Here is a 16222-nt window from a genome sequence, read left to right as displayed (position 1 = left end):
TACTAGACAAAGAAACGAAGAAGGGAGACGTATGTTATGAAAAAGTTATCTTTTGCTTTGGTGCTCGTTTTGCTTCTATTAGCTTCATGTCAATCAGATGACCGCTCACCCTTAGATCTAACCATCTATAATAGTTCCGACGATTCTATTGGCACAGTTAAGTTATCAGAGGAATCTGATGGTGTTAAAGTAGAGGTGTCTGTAGAAGGATTAGAACCTGGCTTACATGGAATACATGTTCATGAGTTTCCAACATGTGAGGGACCAGATTTTAAATCAGCTGGAAATCATTTTGATACAGAAGGAAATGAACATGGACTAATGCACCCAGATGGAGCACATCTAGGAGATATGCCAAACATTGAAGTTGGAGAAGATGGGACAGTAGAAGCTGAATTAACATTAAGTGGTGCAACTTTGACTGACGGTAAAAATTCTCTGTTACAGCAAGATGGTACATCAATTGTTATCCATGAGAAGCAAGATGATGGTGTAAGCCAACCTGCAGGAGATGCAGGAAATAGAATTGCTTGTGGTGTTATTTCATTAAGTGAAGGGAACCAAGGTGAAGCACCGACAGACCCAACAGAATCCAATGAGGAAGAGGAATAGGTAACGTACACTTCTACGTACCTATTCCTCTTTGTTTTACTATATTGCAAAAGCCTTATTTATCCTACTACACAGTTTTCATAAACTGTGCAGTAACTTCCTTACGGTCTTTATGGGTTGAGTGCTAATATGCCGCTTCGTCAGAATACGTCGCTTTCCGCGGGCACGGCCTCAGCTAACTCAGTAGCAAAGAGCGCTCCTGAGTGGATCTTCGGCTCGCGCTGTTCCCGCAGGAGTCTCCGCATTCTGCCTACGCTAAAATTGGCTGTCTAGTTAATGATAAAGTAACTACGTCGTTTTGCAAACTCTTCTTAGCAGAAATATACTACTCTTAATAGCAGTTTTATATGGCTACATCCAAGTCTTTATCAAGACGCAGTTACTAGCGTAACAAGTGCAATAGTTATGTTATTGCTCAGTATCGATCACTGCCTATATTGATCCAAAGCAGTTATAATTCTGTCTAGGCCATCTTCTACGACTGCAGATGGGCAGGCTATATTCATGCGCATAAATCCTTCGCCTTCTTTACCAAAAGTTATGCCATCGTTTAATCCAACTTTTGCTTTCTCCTGCATAAATTTCTTCAGATCTTCATGAGGAAATCCCATATTGCGGCAGTCCATCCACAGTAGGTACGTTCCTTCTGCATCGATGATATCTATTTCACTTCGATTTTCGAACGCTTTGTTAACAAGTGTTTTATTATTCTCAAGCGTCTCCATTAACCCTTCTAACCAATTCTCTCCATCTGTATAGGCGGCCTCTAGTGCGGTTATCCCCATTGTATTTAACATCATAATTCCCTGCGTTTTAGAAAACGCACTAATCGCATCTCTTTTCTCTTTGTCAGAAATAACAGCATAGGAAACTTGTAAACCAGCGAGATTAAATGTTTTTGTTGGTGACATGCAAGTAATTGTGGCGTGGTCCGTACGCTCTGATAATGACGCGATAGGTATATGCTTCGAACCCTTGTAAATAAGGTCTGCGTGAATCTCGTCTGAAAAAATCATAACGTCATACTGGAGACATAATTCTGCCATTCTCTTCAGTTCATTCTGTGTCCAGACTCTCCCAACAGGATTGTGCGGATTACATAAGATGAAGGCTTTTACTCCTTGTTTTAGCTTTTCTTCAAAGTCATCAAAGTCGATTTCATACCGATTATTTTTTAAGAGAAGGGAGTTGGTGACTAATTTACGACCATGACTCTCCACAATATCATAAAAGGGAGGATAGATCGGTGTTTGTATCAGAATAGCATCTTCGGCTTTTGTTAAAGCCTGAACAGCCATATGTAGCGTAGTAACAACTCCAGGACTATAGTATAAGGATGATGGACTAACCTCCCATCCATGACGGTCGTTAATCCAATTAGTGATAGATTTATGAATTTTTAAGTCCGTAAAGGTATAACCAAAAACACCGTGTTTTGCTCTTTCCGATAAAGCTGTTGTAACAGCTTCTGGAGCACTAAAGTCCATATCTGCTACCCACATTGGTAGGATTTCATCAGATCCATATAAATTCTTTACTAAATCCCATTTGACAGAACGTGTTCCAATACGATTAGGAACATTATGAAAGATTGACATGTGTTTTCCCCCTTCTTAACGATCTACCCTTATTATAATTACTTTTCTAATAAATGATAAATTATTGGCATTGAGCAAGGATTCGATCACATATAACGTGAGGTACCTCTTCACATAACAAATGACCTGCGTAGTCAAAGGTGCATAAATCAACATCCAATAGATCTTTCGCCATCTGATAAGCAGTGGATATGGGCAGTATTTCGTCATATTTTCCCCAGAATAATAAACATTTTGTCTTTATATTTCTTATGCAATCAACACTCAGATCACCTTCACGATCCCGAATCATTTTTGTTAAACATATATACATCTTGCTATCCAAGAAGGGTGCTTTATAAGTTTCAATCATTTCCTCGGTTATGAGTTCATCATGGTATAAAGTCTGTCGGATCATTTCATATACCCCTTTTTTTTTCATAAGTTTGCGCAAAAAAAATCGGAAAAAGGGTATATAGCTAGCATAGTAAGATAAATAATCTGCTTTTATCATATAACAAGATGGAGCAAGTAAAATTAACTGTTTTATTCGATCAGGGTAATGATAGGCGCAAGTTAGTGCGATTTGTCCACCCATGGAATGTCCTAACAAATAAGCGCTATTTATTTTAAAGTAATCCATAAAAAATATAATTAGATCCGCCATGTTTTTATACGAATATTCAAAGGATTTTATTCTATCGCTATCTCCAAAAGGTGGTAGGTCGACTGTGATGATGTTAAATTGGTCTGATAAAAGTGGGATCATTTTTCTAAAGCTAAATTGTGATGACAAAAATCCATGAATAAAGATTAAGTAGGGTTTATCATTATTAGTACTTTTATACAATTGGTAAGAGATGTTTGTTCCCTTATAATTTAACTTTTTCTGATTATTATTGTTCATGAAAGGTAAAACTCCTCCCATATTGTGTTTTTATTTATTGTGATACCGAATTAGCGTATAGTGTAAAAAAGTTTAGAAGTATAAAAAAAGCAAAGTGATTACGTAATCACTTTGCTACACAGGGGGAATACGAGAAAGTCTTTCGTTTATAAGTATTACCATTATTACGTAACATTAAACTTTTTATTTTGTTATTTTAGTGATTTTTGGTTCAACTTCTATGGGACAGGGTATACGAAATAATAATCTTTGCGTATTTTTCTAATACTATGTTAAAATTAATAATTGTGTATAGTTATGAAAAAGTCAGGAGTGTTCAAATGTCAGATAAATTTACTGTAGGACAGATTATTGAAGGTAAGGTAACAGGTGTTCAACCATACGGCGTATTTGTCGCTTTAAATGATGAAATACAAGGGTTAGTTCATATCTCTGAGGTAACTCATGGATATGTAAAAGATATTAATGAATTTCTATCTGTTGGTGATGAAGTTAAGGCGAAAATTCTTAGCATTGATGAAGAAAATAAAAAATATTCACTATCCATTCGTGCAACTCAAGATGCACCTCAACAAACAGAAAATAAACCAAAGCAGCAACCGAAAAAACAAGCTGTAGCTCAACAAGGAAATCCAGAGCCTGGTTTTAATACGTTAAAGGATAAGCTTACAGATTGGATTAAACAATCAGAAGAACGTGAAAACACTTTTAAAAAGTAAACAAAGAAAAAACCTTTCGGAATGATCCGAAAGGTTTTTTTTCTTCCTTATCTGTCTGTTCGGGGCTCTCTTCGATCAGCCAATTCTTCAGATGGCTTAAATAGCAGTGATAAGGTAACTAGGCCACTAATACCTACTAGTGTGTAAATAATTCTGGCAAAGGCACCACTTTGTTCGCCGCCGCCAAAAATAGCTGCTACTAAGTCAAATTGAAACAAACCAATAAGTCCCCAATTAATCGCGCCTATTATTACTAACAGTAATGCGATACGCTGAAGAGCACTCATGTTTGTTGTCCTCCTTTTATTAGATAATTATTTGTAAAGCGCCACTTTTTTTGCATGGCGCATTGTACAATAATCAACATATAAATAGTAACTTTCATCTATATGTTGACTCTAAAATGTGAAATTATACATTCGTAAGCATTTTACTATTACAAGCATGTCCTATCGTTTACTTGATTTACTTACCACCTTTAGGTACATTAATAGAAGAGATAATTTTTTCTAAATTAGGAGGGCAATGAATGACACATGTACGTTTTGAGTACGATAAAGCACTATCTTTCTTTGGGAAACATGAATTGGACTATCTAAAAGAACCAGTAAAGCTTGCTCATGATGCAATCCATAATCAAACTGGAGCTGGAAATGACTTTCTTGGTTGGGTTGATTTACCTGAGAACTACGATAAAGAAGAATTTAGCCGAATTAAAAAGGCTGCTGAAAAAATAAAATCAGATTCCGATGTACTTTTAGTGGTTGGAATAGGTGGTTCGTATTTAGGTGCACGTGCTGCAATTGAAATGTTAAATCATTCTTTTTACAATGCGCTTTCTTCCGAACAAAGAGGTAATCCACAAGTGTTTTTTGTAGGTAATAACATTAGCTCTACATACATGAATGACCTTTTCGATGTGTTAAAAGATAAAGATGTTTCTGTTAACGTTATTTCAAAAAGTGGTACGACTACTGAACCAGCTATCGCATTCCGATTATATCGAAAATTTTTAGAAGAAAAATATGGTGTAGAAGAAGCGAAGGGCCGTATTTATGCTACAACAGATAAAGCAAAAGGTGCTTTGAAAACATTAGCAACTGAAGAAGGATACGAAAGCTTCATTATTCCTGATGATGTAGGTGGACGTTATTCCGTTCTTACAGCGGTTGGATTACTACCTATTGCAGTTAGTGGCGTTAATATTGACGATATGATGAAAGGTGCACAACAAGCACAAAACGAATTAAGTGAAGCAGATTTAGAAAAAAATCCAGCATACCAATATGCTGCTGTACGTAATGTTCTTTACAACAAAGGTAAAACGATTGAAATGTTAATCAACTATGAGCCGGGATTACAGTACTTTGCAGAATGGTGGAAGCAATTATTTGGAGAAAGTGAAGGAAAAGACTTTAAAGGTATTTTCCCTTCATCTGCTAACTTTTCAACAGATCTTCATTCCTTAGGACAATATGTACAAGAAGGTCGCAGAGACTTGTTTGAAACAGTCTTACATGTGGAAGAGTCAAGATCGAATATTACTTTAGAAAAAGAAGGCCAAGATCTTGATGGATTAAATTATCTAGCAGGTAAAACAGTTGATTTTGTAAATGAAAAAGCATATCAAGGTACAATGCTTGCGCACACAGATGGACAAGTTCCTAATTTAATTGTTCACCTTCCAAAATTAGATGCATTTACATTTGGATATGTCGTTTATTTCTTTGAAAAAGCATGTGCGTTAAGTGGATACTTATTAGGAGTTAATCCATTTGACCAACCAGGTGTTGAAGCATATAAGAAAAACATGTTTGCATTATTAGGTAAACCTGGATTTGAGGAAGAGAAGGCTAAGTTAGAGAAGAGACTTTAATTAACAATAAGAAGAAGGTTTGGTACTTGTTACCAAGCCTTCTTCTTTTATATTGAAATAGGTTATCTCAACATGTAAACAATAGTAGCGGATGTTATAAAAGTGGCATTGTAGGGTAAAGTAATAAGAAAAAAGGAGCATAACTACAATGATCCCTATAACTTCTGAGCTTGAAAATCACGTTTTACCACTGTATGAGATAGAAAAAAGACTAAAACCGTTAGGCTATGTGATTGGTGGCAACTGGGATTATGAACAAGGAACGATTGATTATAAAATGGCAGATGATGACGGCTATCAATTTATTCGTATTCCAATAACGGCAGAGCAAGGATTATTGGATTCTCCAGGTGTCATCGTCCGTTTAGGTACACCATATATTCTTACACACAAGTATGAAGCAGGAATTGATACTTTTGCTGACAATGGTGTGCTACAAGGCTCGTTTAACCAGTTTCAGGAACCGGTGGAGCCGGATGCTGAGGTCCCTGACAAATATGTGGAAAAAGGGAAAAAGCTAATTGAACATGTCGAGCACTTATTACTTTAATTTAGATAGTCCTACTAAGATATCACCACTTTTTAATTTTATATCAAAGGAAGGGTTGAGTTTCAACTCTTCCTCATTGATCATTCCAATAAGTAAAAAATCTTTCGCAACATAATGATCAGAACATTCAAGAAAGGTTTTCCCAACCATTTCATTAGGTAATAGCAACTGCTCAAACTGTTGACTAGATAGAACTTCTAATAAAACATCAAATGGTTTTACTGGAGTATCGCGAAATAACTCATGAAAAAAAAGCGTACTCATAAAGTCATTAGAGCGTATCACCGTATTTGCCCCTGCTCGTGTTGCATTGGTTACCTGTTCTTTGGTTAAGATCTCAGAGACAATATACAAGTCAGGATTATTTCCTTTCATTGCTACTGTAGTCAAAATAGTCGTTTGATCTGCTTGTCTTTCTTGTTTGGAAGGGTCAGATGTAATAATGGCATATTTGGCTTCTTTTATATTTGCTTTTTCAAGGACTTCGTCTTCGGAAGCATCCCCTCGTATATAATGCACCGTATTTTTTGAATAGGGTAAATTCGATAATGTTTTATCGATTAACACAATTTGCTCTCGTATATCTCGTTCCGTAATCATTTTTACTAATTGTTTTGTACGCTCATTCCAACCAACAAAAATAATGTGGTTTTTCCCCTTAAACGTAATAGATCCCTTGGACAATTCATTTTCATGATTTATCGTGCTAGCAGAAATAGTTGCCATATAGAATGTGACTAGACCCCCACCTGTAAGAATAAGTAAGATGGCTATTACTTTTCCAAGTGTGCTAAGCGGAACATAATCTCCATAACCAACAGTTGATCCCGTCACAAATGCCCACCATATACCATCAAAAATATGAGGAAAATGATTTGGTTCAATAAGGTGGATCGTTATACCGAATAGAAACATCGTTAGTAAAACGGTTAATAAAAGTCTGACTAATACTGGCAAATGAAAGTAAAACTGCCAAAATTTAAATAAGTTCATTTTTTTCACCTAAATTCATTATTGAAACTACTTCATTCAGTATGGACAAAATTAGTAGAAGTTATAGGTAACAAAATAAAATTGCGTATCTTCTGGTATTAGAAGTATTTTATTTAGAAATTTTTGTACTTTCTGATATGATACATAGAGATAACAAGGAGGTCATACATATGCATAAAATGAACCAAGACTTTTTAATTGAATTATTAAAAACACCATCCCCATCAAGCATGGAAATGGATATACAAAAGAAATGGATCGAATACGTTAAGCCGTTTGCGGAAGACATAATTACGGATAATGCAGGAAATGCCATAGGCGTACTGAATAAAGATGCTCCATTTAAAGTTCTTTTGGCAGGACATTGTGATGAGATTGCCTTAGTGATCAATCGAATTGACGAACAAGGATTCCTACATTTTGATAAAATGGGTGGGATTAATCCAAAAGCAGCAATTGGTATGAAAGTAGAAGTGTTAGGCTTTAATGGATCGATTACTGGTGTTATTGGAGTTAATGCCCAACATCACGGTGGGATAAAAGGTGATTTTGAATTAGAAGATCTATTTATCGATTGTGGTGCAAAGTCTAAAGAAGAAATGGAAAAGTTTGTGCAAATTGGTGATTTAGCAGTCTATAAACGTGAGCCAGAGATCTTGATGGATCGTTATATAGCTGGTCGAGGTTTGGATAATCGTACTGGTGCGTTTATCGTAGCTGAAGTCTTGCGTAGACTTTCAGATAAAAATTTAAACGTTGGAGTTTATGCTGCTAGTACGGTAAACGAAGAAACAAATATGGGCGGAGCATATTTTGCAGCTGCTGGAATTGAACCTACCATGGCAATTGCATGTGACGTTACCTTTGCAACAGACTATCCTGGTGTAAATAAAAATAAATATGGTGACATAAAGCTTGAAAAAGGCCCTGTATTAGCCAAAGGTGCACCAATTAATATTAAAATGAATAGACTGTTAGAAAAAGCGGCTCGCTCTATGAACATGAACGTGCAGTATGAATTAACACCTCGTGCTACTGGGACGGATGCAGATAAAATGCGTCTAACAGGTAAAGGTGTTCCAGTTAGTTTAGTTTCTCTGCCGCTTAGATATATGCATTCACCTGTGGAGACAGCTAGTATAAAAGATATCGAAGAAGAAATTGAATTAATCGTAAAAATGATTGAAGATCTATCTGGTCAAGAAAGTTTAAATCCTTTAGAAGATTAATTATGTTTATCACTTCACAAACTTAAGTGTTTATTGTATAATAAGTTTATAAATAAATATCGATTCTATCTTCGGGGCAGGGTGAAATTCCCGACCGACGGTGATAAGTGTAGCTACACTTTTAGTCCGTGACCCGTTTCCTTTTTTGGAGACGGTGGACCTGGTGCAAATCCGGGACCGACAGTTAAAGTCTGGATGGGAGAAGATAAGGAGCAAAAAGGTATTTTAACTATACCTTTATTTCCTGATATAAGTGTACCCTAAAGCCCCATAGGTTTTAGGGTTTTTCTGTTGTTCAGGGCAGTGCTCTCCCTTCATCAAAAAGTATAGAATCGATAAAGATGGAGGAGGAATTGGTGATGAAATCATCAAAATTATTAAAACTTACTATTCTTGCTTTACTAAGTACGATTGCTGTGGTGCTAATGTTTCTAAATTTCCCCGTACTTCCTGCTTATGCGTACTTGAAAATTGATTTTAGTGACGTACCTGCTTTAATTGCTGGGTTGTTATTTACCCCAGTTGCTGCAGTAGTTGTAGAAGGCCTGAAAAATGTTTTATACCTCATCTTTACAGGAGCAGGTGACCCTGTCGGTGCTGTGTCAAACTTCTGTGCAGGAATTTTGTTTGTGGTACCTGTGACGATGTTCTACCATAAGTTTAAAGGTGTAAATAGTCTCATAACTGGAATTATTGTCGGTACAATCTCAATGGCGATTGGAATGGGAGTACTAAATTATTTTGTTTTCCTACCTGTATATAGCGCGATTATGGATATAGAAGCAATGGCGTTACCAACAGTGAAATGGGCAACGGTAACTGCCGGTATTACGCCGTTTAATATCATTAAAGGAGTCATAGTAGGGGTTGTGTTCCTAGTATTGTTTACTAAACTTCGAACGTGGATTGAAAGGAAAAGAGCTTCCTTTATATAAATAAAGGAAAAGGCTACCAACAATGTGGTAGCCTTTTTACTTTGGTTGGTTATTTAGCTATTGGAACAACGCCAATCGTACATCTAGATATAGAAATTAACACATCTTGTTCATCTACAATATTTATTTCCCATACCATCGTCCGTTTACCAATATGAACTGGAGTAGCTCTACCGATTACCCAACCATCGCGTTTACTTTTAATGTGGTTCGCGTTAATTTCAATCCCGAAGATTCTTGACTCGTTGGGATTCACTTGTAACAATGCTCCGATACTTGCTGCGGATTCTGCTAAAGCTACACTTGCTCCGCCATGTAGAAAGCCCATTGGTTGCTTTGTCCTATGATCCACGGGCATCTTTATTTCAACTAACTGTTTCTCTGTTTTCATTATCTCCATGCCTAATGCTTCCATCAATGTATTAGAAAAATCCAATTATCTGCTTCCTCTCTCAAAAAAAGTAGGTAATAAAAACGACAAGTAGATCACTTGTCGTTAAAAAGAAAATGGGATAAATATTTGAATGAGTAATGAAATACCAAGCAATGCACCAAAAATGGTATTTGTTTTTGCAGTTGCGACCATTGCTGGAATCATCTCTACATTAGTTGACTTACCAATAAATCTTTTTACAGCTTTCAATGCTTGTCCTACACTTAGAAGTGTGATGAAAGACCAAAGTGGTAAAATTCCTGCAATAATTAAAACTATGGTAATGATGTAACTAGCTACAAAACTACCGGCTAACAAGCTTATTGCATTCTTTCTACCGATTAAGATAGCAATTGTTTTTCGACCATTTTCTTTATCACCATCCAGATCTCGGATGTTGTTTGATAATAGTATAGTCGCAATGAAAATGGAGACTGGTATAGAAATCAACACCATGTTTGCAGGGATAGATAAGGTTTGAATATAATAACTAATTCCAATAATCATTGTTCCCATAAGGAAACCCGCAAACAACTCTCCAAGTGGTGTATATGCAATTGGAAGTGGCCCACCTGTATATAAATAACCAAATAACATACAAACAAGTCCAACTGCACATACCCACCAGTTTGATTCTAAACAAATATAAACACCTAATAACATAGAAGCTGCGAATAGAGAACAAGCTAAAATAAGTACTGTTTTAGGTTTTATTCCATCGCGAACAATTGTGCCGCCTATCCCAACAGAGTTCTCATTATCCAGACCGCGTACGTAGTCGTAATACTCGTTAAACATATTTGTTGCTGCCTGTATCATTATAGCGGCGATTAGCATTGCCAAAAATAATAGATAGTTAATACTGCCATCCAGTATGGCTAGCATAGATCCAATAAATACAGGAATAAAGGACGCGGTCAACGTGTGTGGTCGTAATAATCTCCACCAAATATGAAAGCCGTCTTTTTCATTTAAGGAGTTCTTTATTGTATTATTTTCTACTGTTTGCATAACTTGTCTCTCCTTTTTACCCTATCTGTTTTTCTATATTTTGTTACAGATAGTAGATATGCGAAATGCAAAACCTGTTACTATAACGACTTAGCATAAGAAGCTTTATTCGTAATAACAATGATTTAGTTTTAGACATCATTTATAGTGTAGGTAATTCGTCTAGAGGTGTCAATTATCAAAACTTATAATTACTAGGAAATAGTACCAATTGTTGAGAAACAGGTGGAAAGAGAATAAAATAGATAAGGGGAATGATTTACAGGCAAATACTATTTATTTAAATCAGATTTCGTTTATAATATAATGAAACACGCATGTATGAAGTGTGTGGCTTTTGCCCCTATGAATATTGGAGGGTCTTTAATGATTCAGACGGAAATAAAAAGCCTAGAAGATGCTCTCCATGAGTCCATCTTACTAGCTAAACATAAACAAACAGCCCAAATGTTAAGTATAACCGATACTATTGATAAAATAGATCCGATTACTTTTTTTAACCATGCAAAAGAGATGCAGGGAGAAAGAGTATTCTGGACAAGCCCATTTGACCAATTCTATTTAGTAGGCGTTGGTGAAGCTTTCGCCTTGTCTGCACACGCATCATTGAAACGATTTGAGCAGATTGAACAAAAATGGAAGCAAATGCTATCAGAAGTAATCATGTTTAATCCCCATCAAGTCGCTGGGACAGGTCCTATTGCTATGGGGGGCTTTTCTTTTGATCCATCGAAACAAAGAACTGCCCTATGGAAAGACTTTGAAACAAGTCAATTTCGAATACCAGCTTATTTATTAACGATCGAAAAAGGAAAATATTATCTAACGATTAACCTCGTGGTTTGTCCAGAAGATCATCCGCAACAACTTTTATATGAGATAGAGACAAACAAGCAGTTGTTGTTAAATAGAACTACACCACTTGCTAACGGCCCAACAATTAAAACAAAGCATGAAATTGAGCCCTTAAAGTGGAAGGAAATGGTTTCAAAAGCAACAGAAGAAATAAAAAATGGTTATGCAGATAAGATTGTACTAGCGAGAGAAATGCAAGTAACCTTTGAACGAAAGACAGATGTAGCACCTATCCTTGATAATTTAATTAAAACGCAAACGAATAGCTATGTGTTTGCATTTGAAAATAGTCAATCCTGCTTTCTCGGGGCTACACCCGAAAGGTTAGTTCGCGTTCATGATCAACAATTATTGTCTACTTGTCTTGCTGGCACTGCTCCAAGAGGGGATACGCGTGAAGAAGACGAGCAGATTGGTTTAGAGTTGCTGAATGATGTGAAAAACCGTGAAGAACATGAATTTGTTGTACAGATGATTCATGAGGCCATCTCATCTTCTTGTGAGGATATTCAAGTGCCGAACCAACCTGTTTTATACCCACTTAAGAATTTGCAGCACTTATACACACCAGTAAAAGCTGTATTAAAAAGAGAATATACGATTATTGATATTGTAAAAAGGTTGCATCCAACTCCTGCTCTTGGTGGTTTACCTAGAGAAAAATCTTTAGCGTTTATTAGGGAGAATGAGTTATTAGATCGAGGATGGTACGGTGCTCCAATCGGATGGTTTGACCCGCATCAAAATGGCGAATTTGCTGTAGCGATCCGATCTGCTTTAATAAATGGTAAAAAAGCATCCTTGTTTGCGGGATGCGGAGTAGTTAAAGAATCTGAGCCAGAAGCGGAATATCAAGAAACGAATATAAAGTTTACACCAATGCTATCTGTACTAGGAGGGGCATCATGAATCACAAAGAAATCTTAACAAGATATGTTGCAAATTTTGTGGATGAGTTGTATCAAAGTGGTTTAAGAGATGTGGTAATTTCACCAGGTTCACGGTCTACTCCTTTAGCTATGACGTTTGCAGAGCACGATTCGATTCATCATTGGGTAAACATGGATGAGCGTTCCGCAGCGTTTTTCGCTTTAGGAATGGCGAAACAAGAAAAAAGACCTGTTGCGTTAGTATGTACGTCTGGTACTGCTGCAGCTAATTACTATCCTGCTATAATTGAGGCTTATTATAGCAGGGTTCCTTTGTTAATTTTAACAGCTGACCGACCACATGAATTAAGGGATGTTGGCGCACCCCAAGCAATTAATCAAATACATTTGTATGGAAACTATGTGAAATGGTTTCATGAAATGGCTCTTCCCGATGGTTCAGACAAACAATTTAGCTATGTAAGAAACAAAGCATCTCGGGCCTTTCATACTGCTCAGCAAGCAAATGCAGGTCCGATACATATGAATTTTCCGCTTCGAGAACCACTTGTACCTGACTTTAGCCTCCCAAACCTTTGGGGCGAGAAGAATAATGGAGCTTATCAGGTTAGCATAGAGGGGACACAAGTCATCGGAAAACAGCAGGTGCAATCGCTTATTGCTCAACTTTCGCAACATAAACGCGGCTTAATTGTCTGTGGGCCACAGGAAGACACTTCGCTTGCAAAAGCAGTTGTTCAACTTGCAGAGTCGTGGAATATTCCAATCTTGGCCGATCCGTTGTCTCAACTTCGGGCTGGGGATCATCGTAAAGCGCATATCATTGAAGGATATGATGCAATACTAAAGAGTAAAAATATAAGGGAAAAGCTTCAACCCGATTTTATTATTCGCTTTGGTGCTATGCCTATTTCTAAACCATACCTACTTTATCTCCAAGAGAATAAAGAGATTGACCATTTCATTGTTGAATCGAAACAAGGGTATAGAGAACCTACGGGTGAGCGCGTTCAATTTATCTACGCTGACCCACATCAATTGTGTACTGTTTTAGCAAAAGAGACTGTTACTTATGAATCGCCATGGATGGAAACTTGGACAGAGATGAATAATGTAACGAAATCGATTTTGACAGAAGAAGACGAGCTATTAACAGAAGGCATAGTGGCAAAAGAATTGATTGACATGGTTCCGGATTCAAGTACAGTTTATGTTGGTAATAGTATGCCTGTTCGAGACTTAGATACTTTTTTTATGACTTTGGATAAAAAAATTATAGCCTTAGGTAATCGGGGTGCAAATGGAATTGATGGAATAACGTCCAGTGCACTTGGTGCTGCTGCAAATGGCAATCAAGTTAGCTTGTTGATCGGTGACTTATCTTTCTTTCATGACACAAATGCACTGCTTATGGCAAAACAATATCAAATCAACTTAACGATTGTACTTGTAAATAATAACGGGGGCGGTATTTTTTCATTTTTACCGCAAGCAAATGAGAATTCCGAGCATTTTGAAGTATTATTTGGCACGCCATTACATATTGATTTTAAACATGTGATAAACATGTATGGCGCTCAGTATCATCAACCGATGAATTTGGACGCGTACCGGCAGTCTTTAATGGATAGTTATGCATACAAGGGCCTTTCTGTTATTGAAGTCTTAACGGATCGCAGTGAGAATGTAAGATGGCATAAACAAAAATGGCAACGTATTGAGGAACACTTATCGAAGATTTTTCTGAAAGGGTGAGTTGGTGTATTATACACTCAATAACAGAAAATATTGGGTACAAGAGCAAGGCAACGGTAACCCTATTGTCTTGTTTCATGGATTCACAGGATCTTCTCATACGTGGGATGCGTTTGTAGAGTCTTGGAAATCAGATAATAGGTTGATATTGGTTGATCTTCCTGGACATGGTAAGACGGAGTTAACCGATCCGGTCAGTATGGAGGAGTTCTGCAAAGATATAAGTCAACTACTTGAGAAGCTATCCCTTCCTTCCGCTCATTTTATTGGCTATTCTTTGGGAGGGAGAGCTGCCTTATCTTTTGCAATGTTGTATCCAGAAAAAGTGGAATCGCTTATTTTAGAAAGTGGTTCTCCTGGTCTACAAGAGGTGAACGAACAGGTAGCGAGGCAAGCAAAAGATGAAGCGTTGGCCTTAAGACTAGAGAAAGAGGGCATCGAGGCATTTGTTCGGTATTGGGAGAACATCCCTTTGTTTGAAAGTCAAAAGAAGCTCCCTGAGCACCACAGACAGCTTATAAGACAAGAACGCCTAAATCAATCTGAAAAAGGATTAGCTGCCTCCCTTAGAGGAATGGGGACTGGGGCTCAACCTTCTTGGTGGGACCAGTTACCTAGCTTGTCTGTAAATGTCTTATTAGTAGTAGGTCAATTAGATGAAAAATTTATACGTATAGCCACTAAAATGGCTGAGAACCTACGTTACAGTCATGTAAAGGTAATTTCTGACGCTGGCCATGCAGTACATGTGGAACAATTTGAAAAATTTGATACAATAGTAAGAGATTTTATGCGCAGTAAATAAATCATTTACTGATCGTATAGGAAATCGCCCGGTTATCCTAAAGTAATTTAGATGCTATTTTATTCTTAGTTGATCATAACTAGAAGGCTTTTATAACTGGGCAAACAAACTAGCAGTCGTAAGAATGGAGGAAAATGATATGGCAATTGAATGGGTAAATGAAAGAAAATATGAAGATATTCTATACGAAACTTACAATGGTATAGCAAAAATTACGATTAATCGACCAGAAGTGCGTAATGCGTTTCGTCCGAAAACAGTGAATGAGCTAATTGATGCTTTTGCTTTTGCAAGAGATGATTCTAACGTAGGTGTGATCGTTTTAGCAGGTGCTGGTGATGATGCATTCTGTTCTGGTGGAGACCAAAAAGTTCGTGGACATGGTGGTTATGTTGGGGAAGATCAAATACCGCGTCTTAATGTATTAGACTTACAGCGTTTGATTCGTGTCATTCCGAAACCTGTAGTTGCAATGGTTTCTGGTTATGCAATTGGTGGAGGGCATGTGTTACATGTCGTTTGTGATTTAACGATTGCTGCAGATAACGCTATTTTTGGACAAACAGGACCTAAAGTAGGTAGCTTTGATGCGGGTTACGGCGCTGGATACTTAGCTCGTATTGTTGGTCATAAGAAGGCTCGTGAGATTTGGTTCTTATGCCGTCAATATAACGCACAAGAAGCACTTGATATGGGACTAGTTAACACAGTGGTTCCTTTAGAGCAATTGGAAGCAGAAACAGTTCAGTGGTGTGAAGAAATGTTAGCAAAATCACCGACTGCACTTCGTTTCCTTAAAGCTTCACTCAATGCAGATACGGATGGCTTAGCAGGTCTTCAACAAATGGGTGGAGATGCTACGTTATTGTATTACACAACGGATGAAGCAAAAGAAGGTCGCGATGCATTTAAAGAAAAGCGCGATCCAGATTTCAAGCAGTTCCCTCGTTTTCCATAAGGACAAGCTACAGAGAGGTCAATACACAATTAGTGTGTTGGCCTTTTTATTGTGCTGTCGAAAGTGTAAAATACCCACAAATCATCATTGTTTGTTATTATTAAAGAAGTTTATTTT

At 37.1% G+C, this 16222-nt stretch carries 16 protein-coding genes and 1 riboswitch; of the genes, 10 read left to right on the top strand and 6 right to left on the bottom strand.

What is annotated here, in order from left to right:
• Positions 1–36: 36 nt before the first annotated feature.
• Positions 37–612: a superoxide dismutase family protein gene (locus NYQ66_RS08805; protein WP_259868905.1), complete on the top strand. Its 576-nt coding sequence runs from the start codon at positions 37–39 to the stop codon at positions 610–612.
• Between the two features lie 425 nt (positions 613–1037).
• Here the strand turns inward: NYQ66_RS08805 and NYQ66_RS08800 are convergent, their stop codons facing one another.
• A complete protein-coding gene (locus NYQ66_RS08800) occupies positions 1038–2210 on the bottom strand; it encodes a MalY/PatB family protein (RefSeq protein WP_259868903.1) in 1173 nt (390 codons plus the stop codon).
• A gap of 61 nt (positions 2211–2271) precedes the next feature.
• A complete protein-coding gene (locus NYQ66_RS08795) occupies positions 2272–3096 on the bottom strand; it encodes an alpha/beta fold hydrolase (RefSeq protein ID WP_259868902.1) in 825 nt (274 codons plus the stop codon).
• A gap of 320 nt (positions 3097–3416) precedes the next feature.
• On the opposite strand from NYQ66_RS08795, the gene yugI reads away from it, so the two are divergent.
• Positions 3417–3815 carry a S1 domain-containing post-transcriptional regulator GSP13 gene (yugI, locus tag NYQ66_RS08790; protein ID WP_259868900.1) on the top strand — a complete coding sequence of 133 codons (399 nt, stop codon included), beginning with the start codon at positions 3417–3419 and terminating at the stop codon, positions 3813–3815.
• A 47-nt stretch (positions 3816–3862) separates the two neighbouring features.
• Here the strand turns inward: yugI and NYQ66_RS08785 are convergent, their stop codons facing one another.
• Complete coding sequence (locus tag NYQ66_RS08785) at positions 3863–4102, bottom strand: DUF378 domain-containing protein (protein ID WP_259868898.1); 240 nt, start codon at positions 4100–4102, stop codon at positions 3863–3865.
• A 242-nt stretch (positions 4103–4344) separates the two neighbouring features.
• Here NYQ66_RS08785 and NYQ66_RS08780 point away from each other — a divergent pair, with 242 nt between their 5' ends.
• Both NYQ66_RS08780 and NYQ66_RS08775 read left to right on the top strand, forming a co-directional pair.
• The gene (locus tag NYQ66_RS08780) at positions 4345–5691 is read left to right on the top strand and encodes a glucose-6-phosphate isomerase (RefSeq protein WP_259868896.1); all 1347 of its coding nucleotides are present in this window, start codon (positions 4345–4347) and stop codon (positions 5689–5691) included.
• Positions 5692–5839: 148 nt separating this feature from the next.
• Entirely contained in the window at positions 5840–6241 is a 402-nt protein-coding gene (locus NYQ66_RS08775; protein WP_259868894.1) for a YugN-like family protein, read from the top strand.
• Here NYQ66_RS08775 and NYQ66_RS08770 read toward each other — a convergent pair.
• Entirely contained in the window at positions 6233–7234 is a 1002-nt protein-coding gene (locus tag NYQ66_RS08770; protein WP_259868893.1) for a potassium channel family protein, read from the bottom strand. The genes NYQ66_RS08775 and NYQ66_RS08770 overlap by 9 nt on opposite strands.
• A gap of 170 nt (positions 7235–7404) precedes the next feature.
• On the opposite strand from NYQ66_RS08770, the gene NYQ66_RS08765 reads away from it, so the two are divergent.
• Together NYQ66_RS08765 and NYQ66_RS08760 are read left to right on the top strand one after the other, a co-directional pair.
• Positions 7405–8463 (top strand): M20/M25/M40 family metallo-hydrolase, encoded by a 1059-nt coding sequence (locus tag NYQ66_RS08765; protein ID WP_259868891.1) that lies wholly within the window; start codon positions 7405–7407, stop codon positions 8461–8463.
• Positions 8464–8526: 63 nt separating this feature from the next.
• A riboswitch (FMN riboswitch) is annotated at positions 8527–8674 on the top strand.
• A 148-nt stretch (positions 8675–8822) separates the two neighbouring features.
• A complete protein-coding gene (locus tag NYQ66_RS08760; RefSeq protein WP_259868889.1) occupies positions 8823–9398 on the top strand; it encodes an ECF transporter S component in 576 nt (191 codons plus the stop codon).
• A 49-nt stretch (positions 9399–9447) separates the two neighbouring features.
• On the opposite strand, the gene NYQ66_RS08755 is transcribed toward NYQ66_RS08760, so the two are convergent.
• Positions 9448–9834: a hotdog fold thioesterase gene (locus NYQ66_RS08755; protein WP_272479959.1), complete on the bottom strand. Its 387-nt coding sequence runs from the start codon at positions 9832–9834 to the stop codon at positions 9448–9450.
• Between the two features lie 60 nt (positions 9835–9894).
• Complete coding sequence (locus tag NYQ66_RS08750; RefSeq protein WP_259868888.1) at positions 9895–10842, bottom strand: 1,4-dihydroxy-2-naphthoate polyprenyltransferase; 948 nt, start codon at positions 10840–10842, stop codon at positions 9895–9897.
• Positions 10843–11208: 366 nt separating this feature from the next.
• Between NYQ66_RS08750 and NYQ66_RS08745 the strand changes: the two genes are divergently transcribed.
• The 4 genes from NYQ66_RS08745 (at position 11209) to menB (ending at position 16105) form a co-directional block, all read left to right on the top strand.
• Positions 11209–12606, top strand: a complete 1398-nt coding sequence (locus NYQ66_RS08745; RefSeq protein ID WP_259868887.1) for an isochorismate synthase — start codon at positions 11209–11211, stop codon at positions 12604–12606.
• Complete coding sequence (gene menD, locus NYQ66_RS08740) at positions 12603–14342, top strand: 2-succinyl-5-enolpyruvyl-6-hydroxy-3-cyclohexene-1-carboxylic-acid synthase (RefSeq protein ID WP_259868886.1); 1740 nt, start codon at positions 12603–12605, stop codon at positions 14340–14342. The genes NYQ66_RS08745 and menD overlap by 4 nt, the downstream gene beginning before the upstream one ends.
• A gap of 4 nt (positions 14343–14346) precedes the next feature.
• A complete protein-coding gene (gene menH / locus NYQ66_RS08735) occupies positions 14347–15147 on the top strand; it encodes a 2-succinyl-6-hydroxy-2,4-cyclohexadiene-1-carboxylate synthase (protein WP_259868885.1) in 801 nt (266 codons plus the stop codon).
• A gap of 139 nt (positions 15148–15286) precedes the next feature.
• Positions 15287–16105 carry a 1,4-dihydroxy-2-naphthoyl-CoA synthase gene (gene menB, locus NYQ66_RS08730; protein WP_259868884.1) on the top strand — a complete coding sequence of 273 codons (819 nt, stop codon included), beginning with the start codon at positions 15287–15289 and terminating at the stop codon, positions 16103–16105.
• Positions 16106–16222 lie beyond the last annotated feature (117 nt).

Origin of the sequence: Aquibacillus koreensis (assembly GCF_025154055.1) — a bacterium.
Classification (GTDB): domain Bacteria; phylum Bacillota; class Bacilli; order Bacillales; family Amphibacillaceae; genus Aquibacillus_C; species Aquibacillus_C koreensis.
This window is presented reverse-complemented; position numbering and strand designations above follow the sequence as displayed.